The 26,034-nt window shown below is 50.3% G+C and carries 25 protein-coding genes; 7 read left to right on the top strand and 18 right to left on the bottom strand.

The window, feature by feature from the left end:
- Position 1: 1 nt before the first annotated feature.
- From RB298_RS10200 to RB298_RS10185, 4 genes are all read right to left on the bottom strand, one after another.
- Positions 2-340, bottom strand: a complete 339-nt coding sequence (locus RB298_RS10200) for an antibiotic biosynthesis monooxygenase (protein WP_036665294.1) — start codon at positions 338-340, stop codon at positions 2-4.
- Positions 341-489: 149 nt separating this feature from the next.
- Positions 490-879 (bottom strand): rhodanese-like domain-containing protein, encoded by a 390-nt coding sequence (locus tag RB298_RS10195; RefSeq protein ID WP_015734771.1) that lies wholly within the window; start codon positions 877-879, stop codon positions 490-492.
- Between the two features lie 127 nt (positions 880-1,006).
- Positions 1,007-2,005 (bottom strand): biotin synthase BioB, encoded by a 999-nt coding sequence (bioB, locus tag RB298_RS10190; RefSeq protein WP_096773449.1) that lies wholly within the window; start codon positions 2,003-2,005, stop codon positions 1,007-1,009.
- A 201-nt stretch (positions 2,006-2,206) separates the two neighbouring features.
- A complete protein-coding gene (locus tag RB298_RS10185; RefSeq protein ID WP_486047001.1) occupies positions 2,207-4,132 on the bottom strand; it encodes an LTA synthase family protein in 1,926 nt (641 codons plus the stop codon).
- A 174-nt stretch (positions 4,133-4,306) separates the two neighbouring features.
- On the opposite strand from RB298_RS10185, the gene RB298_RS10180 reads away from it, so the two are divergent.
- On the top strand, positions 4,307-5,248 hold the full coding sequence (locus RB298_RS10180; RefSeq protein WP_486047000.1) for an NAD-dependent epimerase/dehydratase family protein: 942 nt from the start codon (positions 4,307-4,309) through the stop codon (positions 5,246-5,248).
- 102 nt (positions 5,249-5,350) lie between these two features.
- Here the strand turns inward: RB298_RS10180 and RB298_RS10175 are convergent, their stop codons facing one another.
- The 4 genes from RB298_RS10175 to RB298_RS10160 all read right to left on the bottom strand — a co-directional run bounded on the left by RB298_RS10175 (position 5,351) and on the right by RB298_RS10160 (position 8,737).
- On the bottom strand, positions 5,351-5,677 hold the full coding sequence (locus RB298_RS10175; RefSeq protein ID WP_486046999.1) for an AzlD domain-containing protein: 327 nt from the start codon (positions 5,675-5,677) through the stop codon (positions 5,351-5,353).
- Positions 5,668-6,402 (bottom strand): AzlC family ABC transporter permease, encoded by a 735-nt coding sequence (locus RB298_RS10170; protein WP_486046998.1) that lies wholly within the window; start codon positions 6,400-6,402, stop codon positions 5,668-5,670. The genes RB298_RS10175 and RB298_RS10170 overlap by 10 nt, the downstream gene beginning before the upstream one ends.
- 169 nt (positions 6,403-6,571) lie before the next feature.
- Complete coding sequence (locus RB298_RS10165) at positions 6,572-7,708, bottom strand: zinc-dependent alcohol dehydrogenase (RefSeq protein ID WP_486046997.1); 1,137 nt, start codon at positions 7,706-7,708, stop codon at positions 6,572-6,574.
- A 111-nt stretch (positions 7,709-7,819) separates the two neighbouring features.
- Positions 7,820-8,737 (bottom strand): DMT family transporter, encoded by a 918-nt coding sequence (locus RB298_RS10160; RefSeq protein WP_486046996.1) that lies wholly within the window; start codon positions 8,735-8,737, stop codon positions 7,820-7,822.
- 77 nt (positions 8,738-8,814) lie between these two features.
- Here RB298_RS10160 and RB298_RS10155 point away from each other — a divergent pair, with 77 nt between their 5' ends.
- On the top strand, positions 8,815-10,167 hold the full coding sequence (locus RB298_RS10155; RefSeq protein ID WP_486046995.1) for a TrkH family potassium uptake protein: 1,353 nt from the start codon (positions 8,815-8,817) through the stop codon (positions 10,165-10,167).
- An 88-nt stretch (positions 10,168-10,255) separates the two neighbouring features.
- Here RB298_RS10155 and RB298_RS10150 read toward each other — a convergent pair whose 3' ends face one another.
- Complete coding sequence (locus tag RB298_RS10150) at positions 10,256-10,543, bottom strand: hypothetical protein (protein WP_009589418.1); 288 nt, start codon at positions 10,541-10,543, stop codon at positions 10,256-10,258.
- 145 nt (positions 10,544-10,688) lie between these two features.
- On the opposite strand from RB298_RS10150, the gene RB298_RS10145 reads away from it, so the two are divergent.
- The 4 genes from RB298_RS10145 to RB298_RS10130 all read left to right on the top strand — a co-directional run bounded on the left by RB298_RS10145 (position 10,689) and on the right by RB298_RS10130 (position 15,078).
- The gene (locus RB298_RS10145) at positions 10,689-11,921 is read left to right on the top strand and encodes an aminopeptidase (protein WP_486046994.1); all 1,233 of its coding nucleotides are present in this window, start codon (positions 10,689-10,691) and stop codon (positions 11,919-11,921) included.
- Positions 11,922-12,090: 169 nt separating this feature from the next.
- On the top strand, positions 12,091-13,320 hold the full coding sequence (locus RB298_RS10140) for an aminopeptidase (protein ID WP_277748646.1): 1,230 nt from the start codon (positions 12,091-12,093) through the stop codon (positions 13,318-13,320).
- Positions 13,321-13,691: 371 nt separating this feature from the next.
- Complete coding sequence (locus RB298_RS10135) at positions 13,692-14,282, top strand: RNA polymerase sigma factor (protein ID WP_036665307.1); 591 nt, start codon at positions 13,692-13,694, stop codon at positions 14,280-14,282.
- The gene (locus tag RB298_RS10130; RefSeq protein ID WP_486046993.1) at positions 14,260-15,078 is read left to right on the top strand and encodes a DUF4367 domain-containing protein; all 819 of its coding nucleotides are present in this window, start codon (positions 14,260-14,262) and stop codon (positions 15,076-15,078) included. The genes RB298_RS10135 and RB298_RS10130 overlap by 23 nt, the downstream gene beginning before the upstream one ends.
- Positions 15,079-15,146: 68 nt before the next feature.
- Here the strand turns inward: RB298_RS10130 and RB298_RS10125 are convergent, their stop codons facing one another.
- From RB298_RS10125 to RB298_RS10105, 5 genes are all read right to left on the bottom strand, one after another.
- Entirely contained in the window at positions 15,147-15,590 is a 444-nt protein-coding gene (locus RB298_RS10125) for a hypothetical protein (protein ID WP_486046992.1), read from the bottom strand.
- 216 nt (positions 15,591-15,806) lie between these two features.
- Positions 15,807-17,126 carry a hemolysin family protein gene (locus tag RB298_RS10120; RefSeq protein WP_096773440.1) on the bottom strand — a complete coding sequence of 440 codons (1,320 nt, stop codon included), beginning with the start codon at positions 17,124-17,126 and terminating at the stop codon, positions 15,807-15,809.
- Between the two features lie 466 nt (positions 17,127-17,592).
- Entirely contained in the window at positions 17,593-17,994 is a 402-nt protein-coding gene (gerQ, locus tag RB298_RS10115; RefSeq protein ID WP_374705876.1) for a spore coat protein GerQ, read from the bottom strand.
- Positions 17,995-18,082: 88 nt separating this feature from the next.
- Positions 18,083-18,505, bottom strand: a complete 423-nt coding sequence (locus RB298_RS10110) for a cell wall hydrolase (RefSeq protein WP_009589484.1) — start codon at positions 18,503-18,505, stop codon at positions 18,083-18,085.
- Between the two features lie 132 nt (positions 18,506-18,637).
- Positions 18,638-21,322, bottom strand: coding sequence for a family 78 glycoside hydrolase catalytic domain (locus RB298_RS10105; protein WP_486046991.1), 2,685 nt, complete (start codon positions 21,320-21,322; stop codon positions 18,638-18,640).
- Positions 21,323-21,522: 200 nt separating this feature from the next.
- Here RB298_RS10105 and RB298_RS10100 point away from each other — a divergent pair, with 200 nt between their 5' ends.
- The gene (locus RB298_RS10100) at positions 21,523-22,395 is read left to right on the top strand and encodes an AraC family transcriptional regulator (RefSeq protein WP_096773438.1); all 873 of its coding nucleotides are present in this window, start codon (positions 21,523-21,525) and stop codon (positions 22,393-22,395) included.
- Positions 22,396-22,489: 94 nt separating this feature from the next.
- Here the strand turns inward: RB298_RS10100 and RB298_RS10095 are convergent, their stop codons facing one another.
- The 4 genes from RB298_RS10095 to RB298_RS10080 all read right to left on the bottom strand — a co-directional run bounded on the left by RB298_RS10095 (position 22,490) and on the right by RB298_RS10080 (position 26,020).
- A complete protein-coding gene (locus tag RB298_RS10095; RefSeq protein WP_486046990.1) occupies positions 22,490-22,669 on the bottom strand; it encodes a hypothetical protein in 180 nt (59 codons plus the stop codon).
- Positions 22,670-22,688: 19 nt separating this feature from the next.
- Positions 22,689-23,507 (bottom strand): NmrA family NAD(P)-binding protein, encoded by an 819-nt coding sequence (locus tag RB298_RS10090; protein WP_096773436.1) that lies wholly within the window; start codon positions 23,505-23,507, stop codon positions 22,689-22,691.
- Between the two features lie 174 nt (positions 23,508-23,681).
- Positions 23,682-24,323 carry a response regulator gene (locus RB298_RS10085; RefSeq protein WP_096773435.1) on the bottom strand — a complete coding sequence of 214 codons (642 nt, stop codon included), beginning with the start codon at positions 24,321-24,323 and terminating at the stop codon, positions 23,682-23,684.
- Positions 24,320-26,020: a GAF domain-containing sensor histidine kinase gene (locus RB298_RS10080; protein WP_375119524.1), complete on the bottom strand. Its 1,701-nt coding sequence runs from the start codon at positions 26,018-26,020 to the stop codon at positions 24,320-24,322. The genes RB298_RS10085 and RB298_RS10080 overlap by 4 nt, the downstream gene beginning before the upstream one ends.
- Positions 26,021-26,034 lie beyond the last annotated feature (14 nt).

Below are 26,034 nucleotides of genomic sequence, written 5' to 3'. Positions count from 1 at the left end.
ATTATGCCTGTTGAACCGGTCTCGGCCCTTTGGATGCCATGACCTCGTACATGCCGTGGCTGGAGCTGATGACATGCTCAGGCTGCGGCTTTCCGCGGTTGTCGCGGTGTCCTTGGATGTGCGCGGGACTGGTTTCCCAGCGTTTCCACGCTTCTTTCGACTCCCAGCGGATCATCACGATAACTTCTTCCGTTTCGTCGGTACGTTTCGCATTCTTCACAAGAACGTTCAGATCGATAAATCCTTCAATTTCTTCAATGGGTCCCGGCTTGCTGAAACGTTCCACGACCAGGTTGGAGGTGCCTGCTTTAACAATAATCGTTTTAGTCTCGATCAACATATCCATAAACACTCCCTTAGCGAAAATCTGCCTAATTAAACGAACTATATACCATTCTAAATGATAACGATTATCATTGTCAAACCGTTAAAGCGTTCAACTTTTGCAAAAAAAATCTGACCAGCATGAACCTGCTGATCAGATTGGGATCAATTCATCGATGCGCGCTGCACGGAATTGCACGCCGTGCAATCTTCCTGCAAATAAAAAAGCGAAGTAAAGCCGGCCTTCTTCAGCTTGCGCGCAGCCAGGATTCCATCCGAGCGCTTGGGCGTTACGATAACTACGGAATCATCGGGCTTGAGCTCCTTCTCCCACACATACGGCAACCTTCCAAGCGAGATGTTTATGGTCTCTTTCCTCGGACATTCCATGAATTCGGACACATCGCGTACATCAAGCACTTTCAGATTCGGGCATTCCTTCTGTGCCAGACGAAGATCACTGCACTTCATGAAGCGCAAACCTGTTATAGGTACATACCTCCGGTAGTAGAGACCGGATATAAAGATTATCAGTGCGGCAGATGCAATCAGCACGAAGCATTCCCCCATCAATATCATGTGTTTCAGCATGATGCATGGCGGTAAGATCACGGGCTTAAAAAAACGCCAATCCTACCCCTACGGGTATATAGTATGTGCTCCGCACCTAATTGTCAATACATCATGACAGCGCGTTTTCTTCAATTTCAAACCCAAGGTCTTCAATCAATCCCCAGTCGGCCGTATGGGCCTGGCCTTCTGTCGTTAAATAATCGCCGATGAATATGGAGTTCGCCGCGTACAGGCCAAGGGGTTGAAGGGATCGCAGGTTCACTTCCCGGCCCCCTGCAATCCGTATCTCCTTCGTCGGGTTAACAAACCGCATCATGGCAAGAATCTTCAAACACATAATCGGTGTCAATTCCCTGCGTCCTTCCAGAGGGGTTCCCTCGATCGCATTCAGAAAATTGCATGGAATCGAATCCGCTCCAAGCGATTTCAGAGCAAACGCAATCTCCACCCGTTCTTCTATGCTCTCCCCCATTCCGAAAATCGCTCCGGAGCAAGGGGACATTCCGGAAGAGCTTGCCTGCTTCACCGTGTCCAGCCGGTCATCGTATGTATGCGTAGTCGTAATATGCCCGTAATTATCTTTGGAAGTATTCAGATTATGGTTGTATCGATGGACCCCGGCATCGGCGAGCTTGCGCGCATGTTCCTCGTTCAAGAAGCCCAGGCAACAGCACACCTTCAGATCGGTCGTCCGGGTAATCTCCTTCACCGCTTCGGCTACATGATCAATCTCCCGATTGGAAGGGCGGCGTCCGGATGCCACGATGCAATAAGTTCCCGCTTTACGGCGAATCGACTCGCGCGCGCCTTCCAGAATTTTGTCCTTGGTCAGCCATGCGTATTTTTCGATGGGCGCTTCCGACACGATGGACTGGGAGCAATATCCGCAATCCTCAGGACAGAGGCCGGATTTCGCGTTCACGATCATGTTCAGCTTAACCTTGTTTCCATAATACTCGCGACGGATGTGGTAGGCGGCCTGCATAATGTTCAGAAGCTCCCCGTCCTCGCTGTTCAGAACCGCCAAGGCTTCGGCCGGGGTCACTTCATGTCCTTTCACGACCCGATCCGCCAGCGTCAACCAATCGTAATGGGTTTGTGTTGTCATATTCAAAATCTCCCTCTCCATTCTGATTGTCAACCATTTTTAATAATTAATAGGTTAACAATAAGGATAATAATAGCACAGGCCACGAAAGTGAGGCAATCCTTCACTGAAGCCTCCGCATAAAAATAGGGACTGCTTCATCAAAGCCAGTTTCCGGCTTAATGAAACAATCCCCTTTCCTATTTTAACGAATTGTTGGCTTTACGGTGCCCGCTTGGGCAGCATTTTCACGTACTCATCGGACATTTTCATCAGCTGCAATATATAGTCGTAATCGCTGCGGTATTTTTCGAAATCCGTTACGGGCTCAAGCGTCTTCAAGGATACTGCGGTACCGTCCTCAAACCCGTCTCCCGGCACGAACAGAATGTCGTTGTTAAAGAATGATCCCGTCGGCAAATAATACCTCATTCCTATAACGTTGCGGTCCACGTTCAGCAGGTCATGCCCAAACGCGTTAAACCCCTCCTCATCAAGCGAGACGCCCAGAAGGTTCGCGACGGTAGGCAGGATATCCACCTGTCCCCCCACCTGCTCAACCACCTTCCCTTCCTTCATGCCGGGAACATGAATGATGAGCGGAATGTTAAATCGACTGACGCGCTCATGGTAAGGAATGCGCAGCGTTGACGAGATCATCTCCGCATCCGCTTCTGCCGGATTGATGCCGAAATGATCTCCATATACGACCAGTACCGTTTCATCCCACAGCCCGTTCTGCTTCAGGCGGTCTACCAGCGTTCCCAGCGCATAATCGGAATAGTTCACCGACTTCAGATAGTTTCCCAAATGGGTCCCTTCCAGCTCGGCAGGCAAGGTGATCTTCGCGAGTTCATCCTTTACATGGTATGGAGAATGATTGGAGACCGTGATGTAGTGGGCATAGGTAGGTTTATTCTGCTGTTGGTTCTCCAGCAGCTTGTCTACGCCGACTCGGAACAACTCTTCATCGGAAGGACCGAATTCATTGAAGTTATCATTCGTAAAATACGGCTTGTCGTAATAATGCTGAAAATCAAGCGCCGGGTACATCTTGCTGCGATCCCAGAACTTCACGTCATTCACGTGGAATGTGCCGGTCGCATAGCCATGCTTGTTCAAGAGACGCGGAAGGCCCGGCAGCTCTTTATTTCCGAAACCGGTGGACATGGCAACCGTTCCTGTCGGATAGATCGAGGTATTCACCGCAAATTCGGCATCCGATGTATTGCCTTGGCCGATCTGTTGGAAGACGTGGGGGAAATACAGGCCGCCATCCGCAAGCTCGTTCATCACCGGTGTCAGTTCCTGGCCGTTCAGGGATTGACCCACCGGAAAGTTCTGCAAGGACTCCATCTGGACGATGATCAGATTTTTGCCTTTTGCAGCGCCGAAATAGTCCGGCTTATCCTTTGCTTCCTTGACGTAAGGATACGTCGCCAGCAGCTGCTGGGACCGCAGGATGGTGTCCTGCAGACTTCCCTCGGCCAGCGCACGTTTCTCCTGCGAGTTACGCACGACAGCAGACACCTGGTAGTTCATGAACCCCATTTGCTCCGCCCGCACGATTTCATTCTCGATTCCCCATTCTTTGCGAATGATCAGTCCGGACAGAACAACCGCTACGATAAGAACAACGGTCATGGAAGTACGCCACATCAGACCAGGCCTGCGTGAGTAGGTTACGGAATATCCGGAACGAGCTCCACCGAAATGCAAGCCCCTTTGGGAGCGTGAACGTATTTTCCGGACCGCCCATATGACCAGCAGGAGCAGCAGGTCCAGGAAGAATAGAAAATGCTCCGGCTCTAGCAAAGCCGTAATGCTGGCCCGTACCTGATTTACTTGACCGATACCCGCAAGCGCGGTATACGTCGGTATGGACCCAAAATGAACGTTATAAACAGCCGATGCAAACATGATGAAAGATAAGACGACATTTAGAATCACATAGACCGTCTTTTTCCCTCTGACCGGCAGCAGCAGTTCCAGAAAGCTAATCAGGGCGAGGAGCGACAGTGCATCGGTAAGCACCTTCCCCCATGCAATCCCATTAAACAGAAACACTCTTAGAAGGATCAGCTTGACTAAGAGCGTCAAAAAAACGAGTACACATAATTTCAACCTTTGTTCAAGGTAGCGTTCCATTTCCCATTCCCTCTTTTGTAAAAGTAATGTTAATTTGCAGCTTCCATTATAACAGGAATGTAAACACCGATCTAATCCGCCCATTCCTTCGCTCCCCCGTCAAGTGTCCAATGCATGATCCATCCGTACCACGTAGGATAATGCATCCCAATCAAAGGCTGGAGGGGTTTATGCATGAAGATGGTTGTAACCGGCGGAGCGGGCTTCATCGGCTCCCACCTGGTGAACGGACTCGTTAATCAAGGCTATGAAGTCCATGTAATTGATAACCTGACAACCGGAGAACCAGGTCGCCTTCACAGTGAGGCGATTTTACATGTAGCTGACGTAAACAGTCAGCAGACAACGGCATACATCTCGGTGCTGAAGCCCGATGTCGTATTTCATTTAGCAGCACAGGCCGATGTGCAGCGATCGATCCAGGAACCTCGGCTTGATGCGGATGCCAATGTCATGGGCACCCTAAACATACTGGACGCTTGCCGTAAGGCTGGCGTTCGTAAGATCGTGTTTGCTTCGACAGCCGGTGTGTATGGAGACCTCGAGAGATCTCAGCTAACGGAAGACGATCCGGTTAACCCGGTCTCCTTCTATGCGCTATCGAAAGTAGCAGGCGAACAATATATCCGTCTTTATCACCGCTTCTTCGGCCTGCAATACACCATTCTTCGATATGGAAACGTCTACGGGCCGGGTCAGACCGCAAAGGGAGAAGGCGGCGTCGTGGCGGTCTTCGGCGAACGCCTGTATCAAGGCGCGCCGCTCCCAATATACGGCGATGGTCTGCAGACCCGGGATTTCATTTATGTCAAAGATGTGGTTGACGCCAACCTTGCCTCCATCCTTCATGGTGATCAGAGTGTGCTTCATGTTAGCACCGGCACCGACCATTCCGTCAATACGATCGTCGATCTCATCAGCCGGCTGCACCCAGACCGCATCGATGTCGATTATCTGCCCGCGAAGATCGGCGATATTCGGCACAGCTGCCTGAATAATGAAAAGACCCGGGAGCGGCTGAGGTGGAGTCCGTTGTTCAGCTTGGAAAAAGGCATGAAAGAAACCTACCGTCACTGGCTTGGCACACTAGTTTCCCCAAGCGACCCTGGCAAATGAACATAAAACAGCCGCATTCCTTGTCATTCCAAGGAATACGGCTGTTTGCAAGCGTTCCGGTTAGGGCTACGATAAACATCTCATGCATAACGCTTCGTTTGGTCAGATCAGCAAGCGGAGCCCCACCAAGGTTAGGATCCCGACAATGACGGTGGCAAACAGGCTTTTCGTAAGAAATGCGGTCAGAAAAGCAGGGACAGCCGCTATCAGTTCCAGTGTATGGCCCCCCGGATCCACGCGTCCGTCACTAACGAGCAGCTCCTGCGCTAATAGCCCCGCCATGACCGCGATCGGAACATGATCCAGCCAACGGATCATCAATTCCGGAATGCGAAGCTTGCTCAGAATCATGAGCGGCAGAACCCTTGGAATCAGGGTGACGACAGCGCATCCGATAATCAGTATGGCGATATGCCATCTTATTTCCATCGTTCGATCACCATCCCTGCTGTAGCCGCAACCATAATCGCAGCGATGACCGCTGCGCTTCCCGGCATGATCGTACTGATCGCGATTACCGAAACGGCGGCAACCATAATCACCATGAAGTCCAGTTTATACTTCTTTCGGCTGATCCATTGCAGGGCCAGCAATCCGATAAACATGCCAGGCAATGCAAAATCAAGGCCAAACTTCTCCGGCTCCGGTATCCACGCTCCGACAAGACCTCCCGCAACGTTCGCTGCACACCAGAACAGATACGCCGTAATATTCAGTCCCACCATCCACCGATAACCCAGCCTCTTCTGCTCGGCCGCCTTGGCTGCCGCCACACCAAACGTTTCGTCGGTTAGCAGGGAACCGATGAAGAAGCTTTTTCCCGAGGACAACCCTTTAAAATACGGTGCAATCGCCGCGCTTAACAGCAGATGCCTGGCATTTACGAAAAATATCGTGACAATAATGGATAAGACCGGGCTTGCGGCGGCTACCATCCCCGCGGCTATGAACTGTCCGGAGCCCGCATAGAGCAGCAGCGAAAGGAAAGCGATCTCGAGCAGGCTGAAACCTGCGGTACGCTCGACGACGCCTGCCGCAAAACCGATGCTCAGGTATCCCAGCAGTGTTGGTATGCAATCCTTGAATCCTTGAAGATAGGAATTGGCCTGGTTTCCCTCGATATCGGCGGGAAGCCGTTCTGACTTGGTGCTCATCTGTGTTCGATTCCTCTCTCCCTCTACAATTCTATTTTTCATTACTATGAATACTTCTTGCTGGCTTGTCAACGCCAGGGATCGTTTTTTTTCCATACAAATAAAAAAGCGTTCCGGACGTGCTGCTCATCTTCCGAAACGCTCCTCGTTTTAATTGGATTGGCGTGGTCTAAGGCTTCAGGATGACTTTGATACAGCCATCCTTCCTCTCATTGAAAATATCATAGCCAAGGGCAGCCTTCTCCATCGGAAACCGGTGGGTAATGATATCCGAAGGATCCACCGTCCCCTCTTTCAACATTTGATACAGGCGGGGCATGTAATGAATGACCGGGGCAAGACCCATTTTTAACGTAATATTGCGTTCAAACAGCTCGCCTAGCGGAAATGCATTGTAGATAAGCCCATATACGCCCGTGAGCTGGATGGTCCCGTACTTGCGCACCATTCTCACAGCCATGCGAAAAGCCCCCAAGGAGCCTCCCTGAAGCTTCAGCATGCTGCCCAGCATCTCGATGCCGGTCCGTTTGGCATCCAGGCCCACGCAATCGATGACCACGTCGGCGCCGCCCTTGGTTATCTCAAGGATATAGTTCACGATCTCGGGTATCTTCTCGAAGTTGTAGGTTTCCACATGATTGGTGCGGCTGGCATGCGCCAGCCTGTAGTCCACATGGTCGATGGCGATGACCCGCTTCGCTCCTTTCAGCCATGCAAACTTCTGCGTTAACAATCCTATCGGGCCGCATCCGAGGACAATGACGACATCGCCGGGCCTAACTCCTCCGTTCTCCACGCTCCACATGGCGGTTGGCAGCGCATCGGACAGCATGAGCAGCTTCTCATCCTCCATTTCGGCATCCTCCGGGATGACAAAGGGCATGAAATTACCGTAAGGTACCCGCAGCAGTTCCGCCTGCGCGCCTTGAAAGCCACCGTACGCGTCGCTGTATCCAAAAAAACCGCCGGTATCCTTGGCTTCGTTCGCATAATCGCATTGGCTTTCCATTTGATTCTGGCAGAAGTTGCATTTGCCGCAAGACACGATAAAAGGAATGATCACCCGATCCCCCACTTTGACCTTGCTTACTTCCGGCCCTGCATCCACGACGACCCCCATCGGCTCATGGCCGATAATGTAATCATCGTTAAGATGCTTCAGCTCGCCGTTATATAAATGCAAGTCAGATCCGCAGATGGCCGTGGTGGTGACTCGAACCAAGATATCGTCGCTGTGCCGAAGAACGGCGTCTTTCATTTCCTTCACTTTGATCCGATGTCTGCCTTGATAAGTGACTGCTTTCACGCGCGCCCCCGTTCTAATCCTTTATTCCATAATTGTAATATTTTGGCTTTTTAATGTTCAGTGTGCGCTAATTTTGCGGGAACTAGTCTATCCAGGCAAAATAATGCGGGATCAGCCCAGCACTTCAGGGTGGACGTCCACCGGCTGCTTTTTGGTTCTGCCGACCTTCAAGAACAATACCAGCCCTAACAGCACCAGCGCTCCGCCTGCGGCTTGCAGCGAATTCATCGACTCATTCAGCAGGAGAAAAGCCAGCAGACTCGCTCCAACCGGCTCTCCGAGAACGCTCATCGACACGGTGGAGGCAGTCGCATACTTCATCAGCCAATTGAATAACAGATGACCGAATACCGTGGGCACGACGGCCAACAAGGCGAATATCCCCCACTCGCGAGCGGAATACCCGGTCAGCGGAATCTGCATGCCCACGTTATATACCGCCAATACGGCAGCAGCTACCGCAAAAACCAGCCAGCTGTACAGGAATGACGGCAGCCTTCTGAGCAGCAGTTGTCCGAGCAGCATATGGACGGCCACCGCGGCCGTCCCCAGCAAAGACATGATATCGCCGGTCAGATGCCCCTTGCTCCCGCTGAAGCCGCTGCTGCCAATGAGTAGGAACACGCCGAGAAAGGCGATGGCCATACCTCCTATGGCCGCCAGCGACGTTTTCTCCTTAAACCAGATGTAGGCGCCGATCATGACGAATACCGGCTGAAGGGCCAGGATGATCGTAGAACTGGCTACGCTCGTCCACTTCAGGGAGCCCATCCATAACAAAAAGTGCAGGGCCAGCATCGCACCGGACAGAATCAGCAGAAGCACTTCGGAGCGCTTCAGCGATCGGATAACGGGCATGTACTTTCCCGCGAACGGCAGCATGATCAGAAACGTGATCACCAATCGGTACATGGCCTGAATGGAAACGGGACTGCCGGACCATTTTACGAAAATCGATGAAAAGGATATGGCTATAATCCCTATAAATAACGGGATAAAAACGGGAATCGGTGCTCGGTTCGAATTCATGATGGTTAAATGATTCACCTTTCGTGTTATATTAGAGATTGATTTCAAAATTAAACTTTCGGTAAAGGATAATCGGCATGAAAAAGAAAGACCTACGCAATCAAATGACGCCTCCTAAATTTCTGGCTATCGGTTTCGCATCGATCACACTGATCGGAACTTTTCTGCTTAAGCTCCCTATCGCTACCGCCGACGGGACTTCGACTCCGCTGGTAGATGCTCTCTTCACGGCAGTGTCAGCCATCAGCGTGACGGGGTTAACCGTCGTGGATACGGGCACCCATTGGTCGATATTTGGACAAATTGTCATGCTTATGCTGGTTCAGCTTGGCGGCTTGGGGTTTATGACCTCGGCCACCTGGATTGCATTGATGTTTAACCGCAGAATCTCGCTCCGGGAGCGCATGATCCTTCAGGAAGCGATGGGACAATACCAAATACAAGGCATCGTGGATCTCATCCGAAGAGTGCTGGTCTACACGCTGATCATAGAAGGCGCGGGCGCCTTGCTGCTGACGCTCAGGTTCTCTGCCATCATGCCGCTTTCCGATGCGGCATACTTCGGCATTTTCCAGAGCATCTCCATCTTCAACAATGCAGGCTTTGATCTCTTCGGCCAAATTCACGGACCCTTCTCAGGGTTTGCCACCTATGTAGCGGATCCTATCGTGAATATTATCCTGATGTTCTTGATCTTCCTTGGGGGCATCGGCTTCATCGTTATCTTTGATCTCATCGAGTATCCGAAATGCAAGAAGCTTTCGCTTCATTCCAAGGTTGTCTTGACGGTGACGTCCCTGTTAATCGTGATCGGAGCCGTCATGATCTTTATCCTGGAGCACAGCAATCCCAAAACCTTGGGGCCTCTTTCGTATCCGGTAAAGATTATGGCTTCCATATTCCAATCGATCACTCCCCGTTCGGGAGGCGTCAGCACCCTGGACATTGCGAGTCTGGAGCAATCGTCCCAGTTCTTCATGATTCTCCTGATGTTCATCGGGGCCGCCCCCGGATCGACCGGAGGCGGCATCAAGGTGACTACCTTTGCCGTGCTGATCGGTGCCGTCATCACGATGATTCAGGGAAAACGCGATGTGGTGCTCTATCGCAACCGCATCTCCCAAGCCCTGGTTTACCGCTCCATCACGCTGACGATTCTATCGCTGCTGCTATTGGTAGGCGCCTCGATGTTCCTGTCCGTTACGGAATCAGGCGAATTCTTAAGGATTCTGTTCGAAGCCGTATCCGCCTTCGGCACGGCCGGGTTATCCATGGGTCTGACCACCGAGCTCTCCGGGGTTGGCAAGGTAACCATTGCCATGCTCATGTTCCTCGGCCGGCTGGGGCCGCTAACGCTTGCCTACGCGCTTAGCCGCAAGAATAACAAGGAGCTGTATCGCCATCCCGAAGGACGAATCACAATAGGATAAGCTATCCGGCCCGCTCATTGCCGCATGTAAACAAACCGTACGCCTCCATCTAAGAGAGGTGTACGGTTTGTTTCTTAAATACGTTTCTTTAGTCCGCCTCTGATTCCCCGAATTCGCTGGCATCAATGGCTGCATCCAGCAAATCGTCAAACAGCTCGTCATCGTTTTCGATCCGTTCGTCTATCTGGAGAAACTGCTCCTCGATTCCCGGCTCGCCGGCAAAGTTCAGACTGTAATCCCAATCCCGCCCGTTCTTGCTCAGGAAGGTGATCTCGTAGGATGAGGCATGTCCATCTATAGAAAATACGGTATATCCCACGAATTGATCGGCATCATCCCGCTTCATATCCGCACGCTCGATTCGGACTTGTGACACGTTTTCACGCTCCTTCGTTACGTTGTAAAGCACTCACAAGACTCAGTATATCACTTTTCTTGATCGCTGATTATGGTTTTTCTTATACAGCTCGATCTAGTATAATATGGGGTGTTACATTATTAATTGCATTGGAGGGTTCCAAATGTCCGATTTCAATACATACCTGGACAAATATGCCGAGTTGGCCGTAAAGGTTGGAGTCAACATACAGGAAGGGCAAACGCTGGTGGTCCATGCTCCTGTCGATTCCGCCGAGTTTACCCGCTTGATCGCCAAGAAGGCATACGAAGCGGGGGCCCGCCTCGTTAAGATCCTGTGGACCGACGAAACGATAACAAGGCTTCAATTCGAAAAAGCTGCGGATGACGTATTTACCGAAGCGCCAAAATGGTATGCCGGAGAAATGACGGAGCTGGTCGAGAACGGGGCAGCCGTTCTGCACGTGCTGGCCGAGAACCCCGATCTGCTCAGCGGCATCGATTCCGAGCGCATCGGAAACTTCTACAAGGCGCGGGGCGAAGCATTGAAGCAATACCGTGCCTATCAGCAGTCCGACAAGTTCAGCTGGTGCCTGGTCGCAGTTCCTTCGGCTGAGTGGGCCGCGAAGGTATTCCCGGATGTTCCGGAATCCGAGCAGGTCGGCAAATTGTGGGATGCGATTTTCCACACCGTACGTGTGGACCAGGAGAACCCGGTAGAGGCCTGGAACCAACATCTCGAAGTGCTTGAAGCCAAATCCTCCGTGCTGAACGCCAAGAAATACAAGAAGCTCCACTATGTTGCGCCTGGAACCGATCTTACCATCGAGCTGCCGGAAGGGCACATTTGGGCACAAGGCGACAGCATCAACGAACGAGGACACTCCTTTGTGGCTAACATGCCGACTGAGGAAGTCTTTACCGCTCCGCTCAAAACAGGCGTCAACGGGACCGTACATAGTACGAAGCCATTGAGTTATGCCGGTAACATCATAAACAACTTCTCCCTTACTTTTGCAGAAGGCAAGGTGGTCAGCTTCACGGCGGAGCAAGGGTATGAGACTTTGGAGCGCCTCCTGAACATGGATGAAGGTGCACGGTACCTTGGTGAAGTGGCGCTTGTGCCGCATCAATCCCCGATCTCGGAGTCGAACATCCTGTATTACAACACGTTGTTTGACGAGAATGCCTCCAACCACCTGGCGCTCGGCAGCGCTTATGCTTTCTGTCTCGAGGGCGGCAAGGACATGAATCAGGAGCAGCTGATTCAGAGCGGCCTCAATACGAGCGTAACCCATGTCGACTTCATGATCGGCTCCGGCGACATGGATATATACGGCGTTACGGCAGATGGCAAGGAAGAACCCGTATTCCTGAAAGGAAACTGGGCATTTTAAGAATAAGATGCAGCATTAAGCAGCTATTTCTCGCGAAGTAGCTGCTTTCTTTTAACTTTTTCGGACTTTAATTGACCCGAGGTTGATTTACAAACTTAAAAATTGTGCGATAATCTAAACAACGCTTGAAGTTGCTATGAGGCAGCATATAAGAAATGGAGGGTCTGTCATGTCCAGCTTTGAACAAAAATTGGAACGCTATGCGGAGCTAGCAGTCAAGGTCGGCGCCAACGTGCAGCCGGGACAAACGCTGGTGGTTAACGCCATGATTGATGCGGCGCCGCTGGTGCGCCTGATCGTGAAGAAAGCCTACGAAACGGGTGCCAAGCAAGTGAAAGTGAATTACAGTGACGAGATCGTGAATCGGATTCGGTACGATCTGGCGCCCGACGAAGTTTTTTTGGAACCGCCGACTTATTACGCAGAGGAAGTAACCGAACTTGCCGAACAAGGAGCCGCTTTCTTGACGATCCTCTCCTCGAACCCCGACCTGTTAAAAGGAGTCGATCCCGAGCGTATATCCAATTATCAACGTACATATGGCGCAGCCATGTCGAAATACCGGCAATACCAGCAGGCCGACAAAATGAGCTGGACCGGCATAGCGTACGCTTCCCCCGATTGGGCCGCCAAGGTGTTTCCTGACGTTCCTGCCGGCCAACAGGTGGACAAAATGTGGGACGCGATTTTCCACGCGGTTCGCGCGGACCTGGAAGATCCTATTGGGGCGTGGGAGGAGCATATCCATACCCTTCAACGCAAATCGGATGAACTCAATGCCAAGAAATATCACAAGCTCCGGTTCACTTCACCTGGAACGGATCTGACAATCGAGCTGCCGGAGGGTCATATATGGGCCCAGGCGGGCAGCCACAACGAAAAAGGCGAGCGCTTCGTTGCCAACATCCCGACGGAGGAAGTATTCACCGCCCCCCTCAAAACCGGCGTCAACGGCACCGTACGCAGCACGAAGCCTTTGAGCTACGGCGGCAACATCATCGACAATTTCTCGATTACGTTCGAGAACGGGCGCATCGTCGATTTTTCCGCCGAACAAGGCCAGGATACTTTAACCCGACTGATCTCCATGGACGAAGGGTCGCATTATCTGGGCGAGGTGGCTCTTGTCCCCCACCGCTCCCCGATCTCGGAAAGCGGCATCCTGTATTACAACACGCTGTTTGATGAAAATGCATCCTGTCATCTGGCCATCGGGAGCGCATATGCCTTCAACCTTGAAGGCGGCAAGACCATGACGTCCGAACAGCTCCAGGCAAGCGGCCTGAACACCAGCATTACCCACGTCGACTTCATGATGGGCTCCAAGGAGCTTCAGATTACGGGAATCACGCATGATGGCAAGGAAGAGCCAGTCTTCATCGATGGTAACTGGGCATAATCGCCATTTTTCCCGTTACCATGACTAGCAACCCAACATTCGATTAAGAACGATCGACAGGGCAGCCTGATTCTCAGAGGCTGTCCTGTTTTTGTCTGGTCCATCCCCGCCCTATCTCTTGCCGAGTCAATCCCAGATTCGATTAATACCCATTGATGGCCGAGCATATGATGAAGAGATGGGCGCAGCTCATTGACTTGCCGATAATAGAGGCGAAAAAGCGGGCCCCATACCATGAATTCCATAGGATAAGCCGGGATGCCTACGGTCTCCAGAGTCGGCTGTTACTAGAATTTGTAGGGCTTTTTTACCCGATATGTTGTAAAATGATGAGAGAAATAGGATGGTTACACCAGAGAGGGGATTATCGCGTGTCCAACCGATTACAGCTCCTCCTTGCAGCAGATTTCGCTGATCTGAGCGAACCTATTCAGGAAGAAATCTATTATGAATTTTATGACCTCGTTTATGGGCAAATACTGTATGTCGTACGGGATCATGCTGCTGTTGAGGATATCATTCAGGAGTCCTTTATCAAAGTGATCACAAGCAAGCCGAAGTTCGAAACGGAAAGCAAGATGCGGGGCTGGCTCCGTGTCGTCGCGAAAAACTCAACCATGAATTATTTAAGAAAAAATAAAAAATACCGTAACCAAGTGGATGTCGATAGTGTTTTTATTAATGAAGAGGACGTGGTAGTTTCTTCCACGAACGTCGAACACCAGGTGGAATCGAATTTGCTGGAGGAATCGATCGGGCAGTACCTCGACCAATTGAAGCCTGAATACAAGCTATTGATTGAGTATCGTTGGAAGCACAGCCTGACCTACAGGGAAATCGCGGAGCTGCTGAATACTCGCGAAGAGATCGTGAAGCAGCGTTTGTTCCGGGCCAGGGAATCCGTTAAGAAAATGCTGTATAGAGAGTGGGGTGAATTGGATGAGCAACGAAAAATACGATGATTGGTTTGATGAGGCCTTTGATGAAGCCTTTGATCGTGCAGCTTCACGTTCCTCACTCCCTACGGACAACGAATCCAAGCGACAATCCTGGCAGCAAGTCAAGCTGCAGGTCGAGAAACTTAACAATCGGAAACAGCGACGCCGCAGATTTCAGTTGGCCGGTATTATCGCAGCTTCCATGGCATTCGGGGCATTCGTGTTCTCCCAGCCTACCGTCACGCAAGCCGTATCGCCGATCTATCAGCAAATCGTGGATTGGGGCAACGGCATTACGGGCCAGATATTCGGCAAGAAAGAGCCCGTCGATCCCAGCAAGGCCCTCACTGCGCCTCCGCCGGATATAAGCCCTGTCCCAGATAACGCCGACCAAGTACCGCCCGCTGAATTGATGGAAACCGAAGACGTTCCCTTTACGGATTCTAACGAATCCTTAATCGAATCGCAAAAGCGCGTATTATTCAAGATCCCTGAAATCGGCTATATTCCGCCAGGCTTTGAGTTCTATGAGGCAACGGGAATCGCGGAAAGCGAGAGCGCGCCGATCCTGGATCTTCATCTTCACTACAAGAATGCGGATGAAAAGGTATTCTACATCGATTTAATCGACATGACGGCAGAACGGTCCATCGGCCTTGGAGGAAAGGTTACCGAGACGCTGAAGCTGAAATCCGGAGCCGTAGCCTACCTGACTGAAACCAACCTCCGCTTTTTGCATGACAATGACAAAATATTGGTGAATATTAGCGGATTGTTCTCTAGAGAAGAATTCATTAAAATCGCCAACAGCATACACTAGAACCATACCTGCACACACAAAGAAGGACACTTGCATAAAGTGTCCTTCTTTGTTATAACCTATTGAAATTACTGTTCTACTAATATCGAGTTCGTATAATAAGTGCCTTCCTCATATGTACCGTTCTCATTAATCCAATGAATGGTTTTGCCACGGTAATAGTAGCCTGCCTGAACGTTGAAATTTTTGGTGCCGCTAAGCGAAAGCTTGTTGGTTCCGTTTTCATATGCACTGCCAGCATCCACCCAAGCCGACCCTGTCCAGCGCTGTAGAACATAATTAATGCCGATGCTGTCTACGGCTTGTCCAGCGCCGGTAAATCCGTTGATACTCACTTGGGTGCCGCTTGCCTTGCTAATCGTAGAATAGTAGTTGATCAAATATTTATTCGCTAAGAGGCTGATGGAAGAATTCAAATTCATTTCAACCGGAGGCGGAGTCGTCAAAGCACCGGGTGCAATGCCTGCAGCGGAGTCCGCGAAAGCCCCTCCTGCCAGGGATAAACTTAACAAAACACTGACTGCAAGTGCTGAAGCTATACGTTTTGGACTGCGTACTTTCGACATAATATCACCTTTCTTTCAATATGATAGGAACATCCATATTTTAACACGTCGTGTTAGCGTAAAAGTTTCTATTTTTTCACGGTTTGATATAATTTTTGAAACTTTTCTGCAAATAAAAAGAAGCAGCGACATTTAATGTCGCTGCTTCTTCTAATAACCAGTTTACGCGCCCGCTTCTTCCTGTATCAGCTGCTGCTCTTGCCTGATCAGGCGTATCCGGGAGATGCGTTTATTCTCCGTCTCCTCGATCACAAAGCGACAGTCTTCGAATATAACAGACTGGCCTTTGTGCGGAAGCAGCACCTCAAGGCGCGCAGACAGCCATCCACCGATGGTATCGTAATCTTCTGTATCCACATTCAGACCAAATTGGTCATTGATTTCATCGATCAGCATCAATCCATCAATGGAGTATTCATCCTCCCCCACCTTTTCAATGCCTGGACGCTCTTCGTCAAACTCGTCTTGAATTTCACCGACGATTTCTTCCATAATATCCTCCAGGGTCACGAGTCCCGAGGTCCCGCCGTATTCATCGATAAGAATGGCGATTTGCGTCTTGCTCCGCTGCATTCTTCGCAGCAGTTCGCTGATCTTGATTGACTCAGGAACAGCAATGATCGGGCGAATCAGGGAAAGCTGGTCGCCAACGAAGCCGCGCATCAGATCTTTAATGTGAATAAAGCCAATGATATGATCCTTGTCTTCGTCGCAGATCGGATAACGGGTTCGCATGCCCTCGCTTGCAATCTTCAGATTTTCTTCCAATGAAAGATTGTTGTATAAGCAGATCATTTCTGTACGGGGGATCATGATCTCCCTTGCCGTTGTGTCGGCAAATTCAAAAATGTTGTCTACCAGTGTCATCTCCGTGCTATCCATCAATCCGCTCTCGCTGCTCTCTTTCATCATATCCCGCAGTTCTTCCTCGGTATGGACATTGCGTTCAACCACCGGCTTCATCCGGAATAAGCGGAGAACGTTATTGGAAAGCCCATTGGCAAACCAGATAAACGGGAACATGATGGTGTAAAATACCCGCAGCGGGCCTGCGGACAGCAGCGTGATTTGTTCCGCCTTGCGTACGGCCACCGTCTTAGGCGCTAATGCACCGAATACGATATGCATAAGTGCGATCAAGATGAAGGCTAATACCAAGGACACCGCATGAACGGCTGTGTTGCTCCATCCTATTCCGTTGAACCAAGGCGTAATCATGGCGGAAATCGTTCTCTCGCCGATCCAGCCAAGGCCGATGGACACGATGGTAATGCCAAACTGGCAAGCGGATATATATCCGTCCAGGTTCTTCAGTATGTTCTGCGCAAATTGTGCACGTCTATGTCCTTCTTCAACCAAAGCGTCAATCCGGCTGCTCTTCACTTTAACAAAAGCCAATTCAGCCGATACAAAAAATCCGTTTAATAGGACGAGAATCAATACCAAGGTTAAACTTATCAAACTCGGTAAGGGGTCACTCAATCGATCTCCTACCCGCCATACAGCATGCTATGACGAATAGGAACACCTCCTTCGGTTATTAAAAATGTGTGGTGCCATCAAGCATAACAGCGTGTTCGGACTACGCATCAACTTCCCAATGGTCTCATCTCCTTGTCTTATTCCGACTTATTCAAGCTATATAAGTAATTATATAGTACTACGATACACAGTCAAACGTTGTCTTATGACATTAATCATCGTTGTTATGAGCTTTAATTTGATTCTCAGCCGTTAACACTCGTTTTCCGATGAATTGAACGATTCTATGAATAAACATTCATAATGTTAAAATAATACAATCATAATGTTAAAATAATACAATGCGGCCGCGCGGAGTGTCGTTAGAAAAACGCATGCCATTGAATATTCTGCCAAGGCCAAATGAAATAACCTCCGTTTCACATCGGTGTAAACGAAGGTTATTGGGGCATTCGCAAAAATAGATTTATCTTGCCGTTGGAGGCGGATTGCCGATCACGCCCGGATATTGGTAATTGAGCGGCTCGTCAAACACGACATAGTCCAGGTTCACCATCAGCAGGATGATCCGGCGCCCTGTCGTCCGTTCGCTGATGACGATATGATCGCGACCGGCGGCTTCGATAATGCCCGTGAACACCTTGGCATTCCATTGCGAATTGTTTTCATACGTCATGTAAAACGTTGCCTGCTTCCCAAGGTTCAATCGAAGGATATTCTCCACGTAAGATTGTTCGAATTGCGGCGGTGCCGGAACAACGGTGCCTCCCGGCGTCATTGGACTTCCGCTGGGCACCTGCGGTGGAACGTTTGCCGTGTAACCAGCGGTCCCGCGGTTCGGCACTCCCGGATAACGGACTCCATTCATGAAGTTCACAGGCGGCACACCTTGATTGTACATAAGTAATTTCCTCCTTTAATTTATAACTCCCGCCTAAGCGGTTGTATAACATGAATCAAAAAACGGACGGGCAATCGGCATATGTCGGGGTGAAGAAGCAGTGTGCCTTGAATCGGCCTGTGTTCTGCTGATTGTACCAGGTTGCCGGGCAGTCCCCTGCCGGGCGGAAAAACCATAGCGCGTTGCTAGCCGGCCATATGCGTTCCCCATTAATGACCCTTTGGGCTAGCTGACGATCCCGATCCCTGGCCCGTTGATAAAAATAGCCTTTCTGTGTTGCTTCAAAACCACCCGGGCTCTGAAATACCATATCGTTCATGTTGCGGATGTTTCGAAAATCCAGGCAGTTACCCAGTATCCGGTTCACCCCGACATTCCCTACCATGAGCATGCCCTGCTCACCTTCGCCTTCTGCCTCTGCGCGGATCAATCTTGCCAGAAGATCCACATCATTCGAATTCGCTTTGATGACTGCCACAGAGTTCCCCTCGCTTCCTTAAGATCACTTTGTATCGTATGTGCATTCGCCCAGAAATGTGCCTGGATACGAAAAAAAAGTTCCTTACCGCGTCCGTCGCGGTAAAGAACTTTGGTCTCCTGCTATCATGCCTTACTTCGCTTTAGGATAGTTGTATACATAACGGAACGTATACTCCCCCGAACCCGCTTGAATCACAACACCCGCTTCGCCATCAACCGCGGAATGGATCCCCTTCGCTTCGTTTAGAGGGATCGTGCTGCCTTCCTTAACGTTTGAAACGTCAAAAACACCCGGCAGGCATATTTCAGCAGTCGTATTAGGCGGAATACACACTTCCAGCTGAAACTCGCCATCATCTTCCATCCGCCAGCATGACAGGACGGTTCCATACATCGTATCGATTTTGCCTTCCGCCCATGTCAGGCCATCGCCCGGTACAGGCGCAAACCGGATATGTTTATAACCCGGCGCATCCTCCACGGTCTGTATGCCGGCAACCGAACGATACAGCCATTCGCCGATGGCTCCGTATGCATAATGATTGAATGAATTCATGTCGCGGCTCCAGAAGCTGCCGTCTTCCTTGATGCCGTCCCAATGCTCCCATATCGTCGTGGCGCCTTTCGTCACCGGATACAGCCATGAAGGATAGTCCTGCTGCAGCAGAAGCTTATACGCCGCATCGTGCATGCCGTGCCGGCTTAACACATGATTAATATAAGGCGTGCCCACAAAACCGGTCGTTAAATGAAACCGGCTCTCCTCCAGCAATGCATAAAGACGATCCGCCGCACGTTTTTCCGCCGCCTCATCCAGCAGCCCGAACATAAGCGCAAGCACGTGCGCGGTCTGCGTCGACGCCGCAAGCCTTCCGGACGGGGTCACGAATTCGTTACGGAATGCAGCGACAACCTTTTCTTTAAGCTCGGCATACAGGGCAGCATCTTGTTCTCGTCCCAATACGACCGCGGTTTTCCTAAGCAGTTCCACCGAATAACCATAAAACGCCGAAGCGATAAAGTCCCGTTCCGTAGCACCCACATAGTCCCCGGATTTCGCATCCAGTCCCAGCCAATCGCCGAAATGGAAGCCGGTATTCCACAGATATTCATGCTCCCCTTGAGCTTGAATGTAGGAGACCCAGCGCTTCATGCTCTCATATTGACGCTCCAATATCCGTCGATCGCCAAAATTGACGTACACCGTCCACGGGCAAATGACCGCTGCATCTCCCCATGCGGCCGAAGCATAGGCTTCATCGCCGAGCACATGCGGAACAACGAACGGAACCGCTCCGTCATCGCGCTGTTCCGCGGCCAGGTCCGACAGCCATTTCGTGAAGAAAGGCGCCACGTTGGCAAGATAGGCCGCCGTCCCGATGAACATCTGCGCATCGCCGGTCCAGCCAAGCCGCTCGTCACGCTGCGGGCAATCCGTGGGCACGTCGAGGAAATTCCCCTTCAGTCCCCATCGAATGTTGCTCTGCAATTGATTAACCATGGGATCCGAACATTGAAAAGTTCCGGTTTCTTCGAAATCCGAATGGAGCACGACCGCTTCGAAATGCCGGAGGTCCAGCTGATCTTCCGTGAAACCGTCTAAACGAACATATCGGAAGCCTTGGAACGTAAAATGAGGTTCATGGATTTCGTTCCCTCCGCCTTTTAACGTGTATTGAATCGTTTGTTTAGCGGTTCGGAGATTCTCCGTATAAAAGTTACCCTCGGCATCCAGGATTTCCGCATGCTGCAGCGTCACCGTTGTGCCCTCCGCACCGGACACGCTAAATCGTACCCAGCCTACCAAATTCTGCCCGAAGTCGATGACGGTTTCACCTTTGGGCGTGGTCAGACATTCCACGGGCCGCACCGTTTGAACGGCTCTCACGGGCTCGTTGATCTGGGGCTTCAGCTTGTCGTAACCTTGGTCGATCGTTTCCACGCCATGCCAATCAACCGAGTTATAACCTGCCGAACTGAAGCCGTCCAGTTCGAGGCGCGCATCATAGGTTTCGCCATGATAGAGCTCCGACATGGCGATCGGGCCTTTGGCCGACTGCCAGCTTGAATCGGTTCCCATCACTTCTTCGCTGCCGTCAGCATACGTGATATGCAGCTCCAGCAGAAGCGCTAATCGATCTCCATAAATCGCGTGCCGATCCTCCCACCCCAGCTGTCCCTTGTACCAACCGTTACCGAGCCAAGCACCGATCGCGTTTTGGCCAGATTTCAGCATCTCGGTCACGTCATAGGTCTGCGTCTGAATCGTATGATCGTAACTCGTCCAGCCTGGCGTGAAATAACAATCTCCCACTCTCTGTCCGTTAAGCTCAAGTTCATAAAGGCCCAGCGCCGTGACATATATTCTTGCTTTCGTAATGGGCGACTTTAAGCTGAAGCTCTTGCGGAGCAGCGGGAGGTGACCGGCGTCAGCAGGCAGCAAGGATCGTGGTGCAGATATCCATTGTCCGACCCATGGCTCCCCTCCCAGTTTTCCAGTCTCCCAGTAGGCCGTGTCGGACCATTCCGTCAATTCCCCGGCTTGGTTCCAGGCACGCACGCGATAGAAATAGCGCTTACATGATGTTACGCTCTGCCCCGTTAATTCCACGTGAACCGACTGCGACGAGGCTGTTTTCCCTGATGTCCAGCAGGGCTTGGCAAATTCCTTCTCGTTGGAAACCTCAATCTCATAAGCGGTTTGGCTGACGGCTCTTTTGTCCGAGGCCAACCTCCAACTGATGCGCGGCTTTCGCTCTCCGATACCTATCGGTTGATGAAGATATTCGCATCGTACATCCGTTACGCTGAACATGCTCATTCCTCCGTTCACTTCAAGAAGGCTGCTTCAACAATCCGTTTGAATTAGCCGCTTGGCTTGATATACGCTTTCATTTCTGTCCCTGTTTCAACTATTATTATAAGTGAACCTACAAGCAAGATGATGGGGATAACGGACAATTTAATGTGGTAAAACGGACATCCATCCTCGATTTATGAAAAGGAGCAAACAGGATGAAACGACCGATGGAAACCTATTACGGAGATTATTTTTTCCGGGATGACACCCTGATGTATGTAAATCGTAACGCGGAGAATTTTACGGGGTCTTACCATAACCATGATTTTCTGGAAATTGCGTATATTGCTGAGGGAGAAGGCTTCCATTACATGGAGAACTCGGTGCAGCGGGTTCGCAAAGGACATATGTTTTATATACCGCTCGGAATGCCTCACGTATTCCGGCCTACCTCTTCCAACGGGAAGCCGCTCATCGTGAACAATTGCATATTCTCCGTTAAGCTTCTGCCGAAACTGATTGCCTTTGCTTCCGATTCGAAGACAGCCTTCTTATTGAAACAGATGGAAGACGGCTCGCTTGGGTACCGCGCCATTACGGATCGGCATGACCGTTTCGAGAAGCTGTTCGTCTCCCTCTATGAACATTATGCCATGCAAATCAGCGGCTCAGCCGTCTATTTGCATACGCTGCTGTTACAGTTGATCATTGAGTTCAGCCGGGCCATCGAGCATTCGCAGCCTATCACCTCGGAGCCTTCGCATCCCTCTTTTCAAGATGTCCTTCAATACGTGGAGGGACAATACATGCATGAGCTCACGCTGACGCGTCTTGCGCAGATCAGCGGCTTCAGCGAACGCCATCTTCAGCGATTGTTCCGCAGATATACCGGCCAGAGCTGGCATCATTATCTGCAGACCGTACGCATTCGAATGAGCCGCGAGCTGCTGCGAACCACCACAGACAAAATCAGTATGATCGCCGAAAAAGTCGGTTACAAGGACATGCATTCCTTCAACTCGGTATTCAAGCGAAGCACGGGACTCACGCCGGGTCAATATCGCTCCGAAACGCAGCATTATGGATAAATGACCGGATGCTCCAGCAAATAATAAAAGCATGATGATCCTTAAAGATAGGATTATCATGCTATTGAATGTACTTTGATGATTTCGATGATAGTTATTCATTACCCTTGATAGGGCTTTTATCACGTAGGGAAGTCATAGATATTACTGCGATTCCTATCAATAGAACTGAGCTCAGAATACCAACAACTTGAAATCCGGATGCAAATGCCGCTTTAGCTAACATTCGGATCTCATCGGCAAGTGCTGTAGGCAGCTTTTCTTCTGCATTCATAGCAGCATAAGTCCTTTTTTTACCATTTAAAGTATCTTGCGTGCTCTTCCGCCCACTCGGCAAACGTTCTTGCAGGACGTCCTGTTATCTGTTCAACCGTTTGATTGACGGTGTATGCTTCGATTGGTGGATTCTTGTACCAGTTGATGACGTAATCAATGACGCCCTCATTAACCCCAAGTTCGGCCATTCGTTTACGCTCCTGCTCTTCGGTTAACTGAATAAACTTTACATCTTTACCGATATAGTGACTAAGAATCTGCACCTTGTCAGGAACCGTTAGCGCCTCGGGACCGGTTAAAGGATAAATTTTGCCCACATGAACGTCCTCCGTCAGGACCGCTGCAGCCACCTGACCGATATCCCGCTCATGAATCGAAGCATTTAACGAATCACCAAACATATCGCGTACTACACCCTCGGTTCGGATCGATTCTCTCCAGTTCATAACATTGGACATGTAATCTACCGGCTGCAGCTGTGTCCATTCCAGATTACTCGATACAAGCGCCTCCTCTACCGTCCCTTTCTTTCCGTCCCACAATACGCTGACGCGCCTTACTCCGGCAGCCTCCGCGATTCGAATAATCTCTTCCCCTGTCGTAAGCGGGACGAAGCCTGCTCCTGTCGTGATTAAATGGAGGCCGGTCACACCCCGTAATGCTGGAACCAGCGTGTCGGGCTTACTCAGATCACCAGCAACCACTTCTACGCCAGCAGGTAATATGGCTGATGCCGGATATCGGCTGAGCGCTCTGACGCGATGTCCAGTCTTAAGCAGCTCATTCACAACCTGTCGACCAACTTTTCCTGTCGCACCTGTAACTAATATTGTCATTGTTTAATCCTCCTTTATAGCCATTACAAGCCTACAGTGTTGTTCTTACTGTTTCCCTGTAGTTCCATTTAAACGCAATTCCAGACCGGTTACGTCCAGCTCAGGTCTAAATCAGCCATTCCAAAAAGGCCTTATCCGAAGATAAGACCTTTCATTACGACCATAGTCTGATGGCTATGTGTTAAACCAATGGTTCCTTATCGCATACAAGGCAGCCTGGGTGCGGTCCTGCACCTCCATTTTTCCCAGAATATGCGTGATATGCGTCTTTACCGTTTTCTCGGTAATATGTAGTTCTGCGGCGATTTCTTTGTTACTCCTGCCGAGCGTAATCTGTTCAAGTACATGCTGCTCACGAATGGTCAGAATGTCGATGCCTTTAACAGGCTCGGTATCTGTCGCCACATGGGCAATTAATTGATTCGTTACCTGAGGATGAAGCATGCGATTTCCGTTTACAGCAGCGATGATGGTTTCGACCAGCACTTTAGGCTCGATATCCTTCAGTTGATATCCAATAGCTCCCGCTTTAATCGCCGGCAAAACCGAATCCCGATCGGCAAAACTGGTAAGAATGATAACTTTCGTATGTGGAAACTTGTTTGTGATTCGCTTCGTGGCTTCGACTCCGTCCATCTCCGGCATCTTCAGATCCATCAGGACCACATCAGGCTGCAGCTTCTCTACCTTATCCAGAGCCTCTAGCCCGTTAAGAGCTTGATCTACGATTTCGATCATGGGCTGTGTCTGCAGAAAATAACGCAACCCCCTTAATACAACGAGATGATCATCAACAATTAGCACTTTAATCTTCATAAGTTCAAACCTCTTTCTTGGGATAAAAACGGAACCATCACGGTCACCATCGTCCCTGTGCCTTCCTCGCTGCTTATACTTAAGGTTCCTTGTATTTCTGAAGCCCTCTCCCTCATGCTGGTAAGCCCAAGCGAATGCGGACAGAGTTCGGGCGATCCCGGGTTGAATCCTCGGCCTTGATCCGATATTTTCATATATAGATAGGAGCCGTCCTGTTCCATTCGGATCCAGGCTCGATTCGTACCCGCGTGTTTGCTGATATTGTTCAATGCCTCCTGCCCAATTCGATACAAGGACTCTTCCACCCGGTTCGTCAAAACAGGAATTTCCTTCATGATAAACGTCAACTGTATGCCAAGTTTCTCGGCATAGTCCTTCAGTGAAGCCAATATCCCTTTGGCCTCTCCGGAAGGTCGCAGCTGCCAAATTAACGAGCGCATTTCAGTGAGCGTTTCCTGGGCAAGCTGTCCAATATCGTGTATTGCCTCCGCCGTATGCGGATTCTCATGTAAGGTCGTCTCACGCACGCCTTGGGCAAGCAGTGAAAGAGAGAACAGCTTTTGATTGACGGAATCATGTAGGTCCCGTGCCAAACGGTTCCTCTCTTCAACCAACAATAAATCCTGCCACTCGTAATATAAACATATCTTTTCAATGGCCAATGATATATGCTCCGCCAGCACCTCTAAGATTTCAACCTCCAGCTCAGAGAAGGGCCCACTCTCACGGCCAATAAAGAGCACCCCCATCGTCTCATAGGTCTGAAAAATACGCTCAAGATGCTTTAATGGTATCGCCGCCGTATACGTATGGGGCTGAACGCCGGGAAGCACCCGGACCAGGCCTTCTTGCACCACTACGTTTTGTTCCTCATATGCCCGTTGTACGATTCCTGACTTTCGTGCGGTCTTATGGGCAGCCTTTCGTACCAGCTCCTTGCAGCTATGCGTCACTTCATTCTGTCGGACCGTACGAAGATACAAGTTGTCATCGTCAGACGTAATCATGGCAACAGTCGGCCATCCAAACGCATGAGCAAGCTCCTCCACGATCGCCTCAAGCATTCGCTTCATATCGTTAATTTTCCATAGATATCTGGTTACTTTGCTTGCCTTGGCATAATAATCGACGATGAAACGGGCCATGCTGTCCACCGCCTGTTTCTCCCTTTGCTCGGACAGTTCTGTCCGCTCGACCGCCGTTCCAATCTGATAGGCAACGGATTGCAACAGCGCAAGTTCTCCCTCGCTAAAATGCTCTTTGTCCGGCGAGCCCACATTCAGCAGCCCCAGCCGTTTGCCTTGAACCATGAGGGGAATCGTAGCATGATGGGTCAAATTGTGGGTTTCTCCCCAGCACTGTTCTTTGGCATTATGTAGGCGCTCACATTCAATCATTGTAACCGGTTCGTTTAAACTTCCCGCCCAATACATGCGAAGACATAGGCAATCTCCGCATCGCATCGGTATTTTGTCTTCACGTGACAAAGCAGGGGGAAGGTTGTAATCAGCCATCAAAATATAGTCGGGTTTATCCTCGACCAGAAAAAGCCAACCTGTCTCTAGATGGGTTAACTCCAACAGTTTTTCGAGTGTCGTCTGCAGCATTTGCTTCATGTCGTTGCTCTGATTCAAATTTTCCGCAATCGTTTTCAGAACGAGCAGTTCTTCAACGTATTGGTCTTTATCACATAACATTCTGATTCACCTCC

Origin of the sequence: Priestia sp. BR_2 (assembly GCF_041954005.1) — a bacterium.
GTDB lineage: Bacteria > Bacillota > Bacilli > Paenibacillales > Paenibacillaceae > Paenibacillus_AQ > Paenibacillus_AQ lautus_A.
This window is presented reverse-complemented; position numbering and strand designations above follow the sequence as displayed.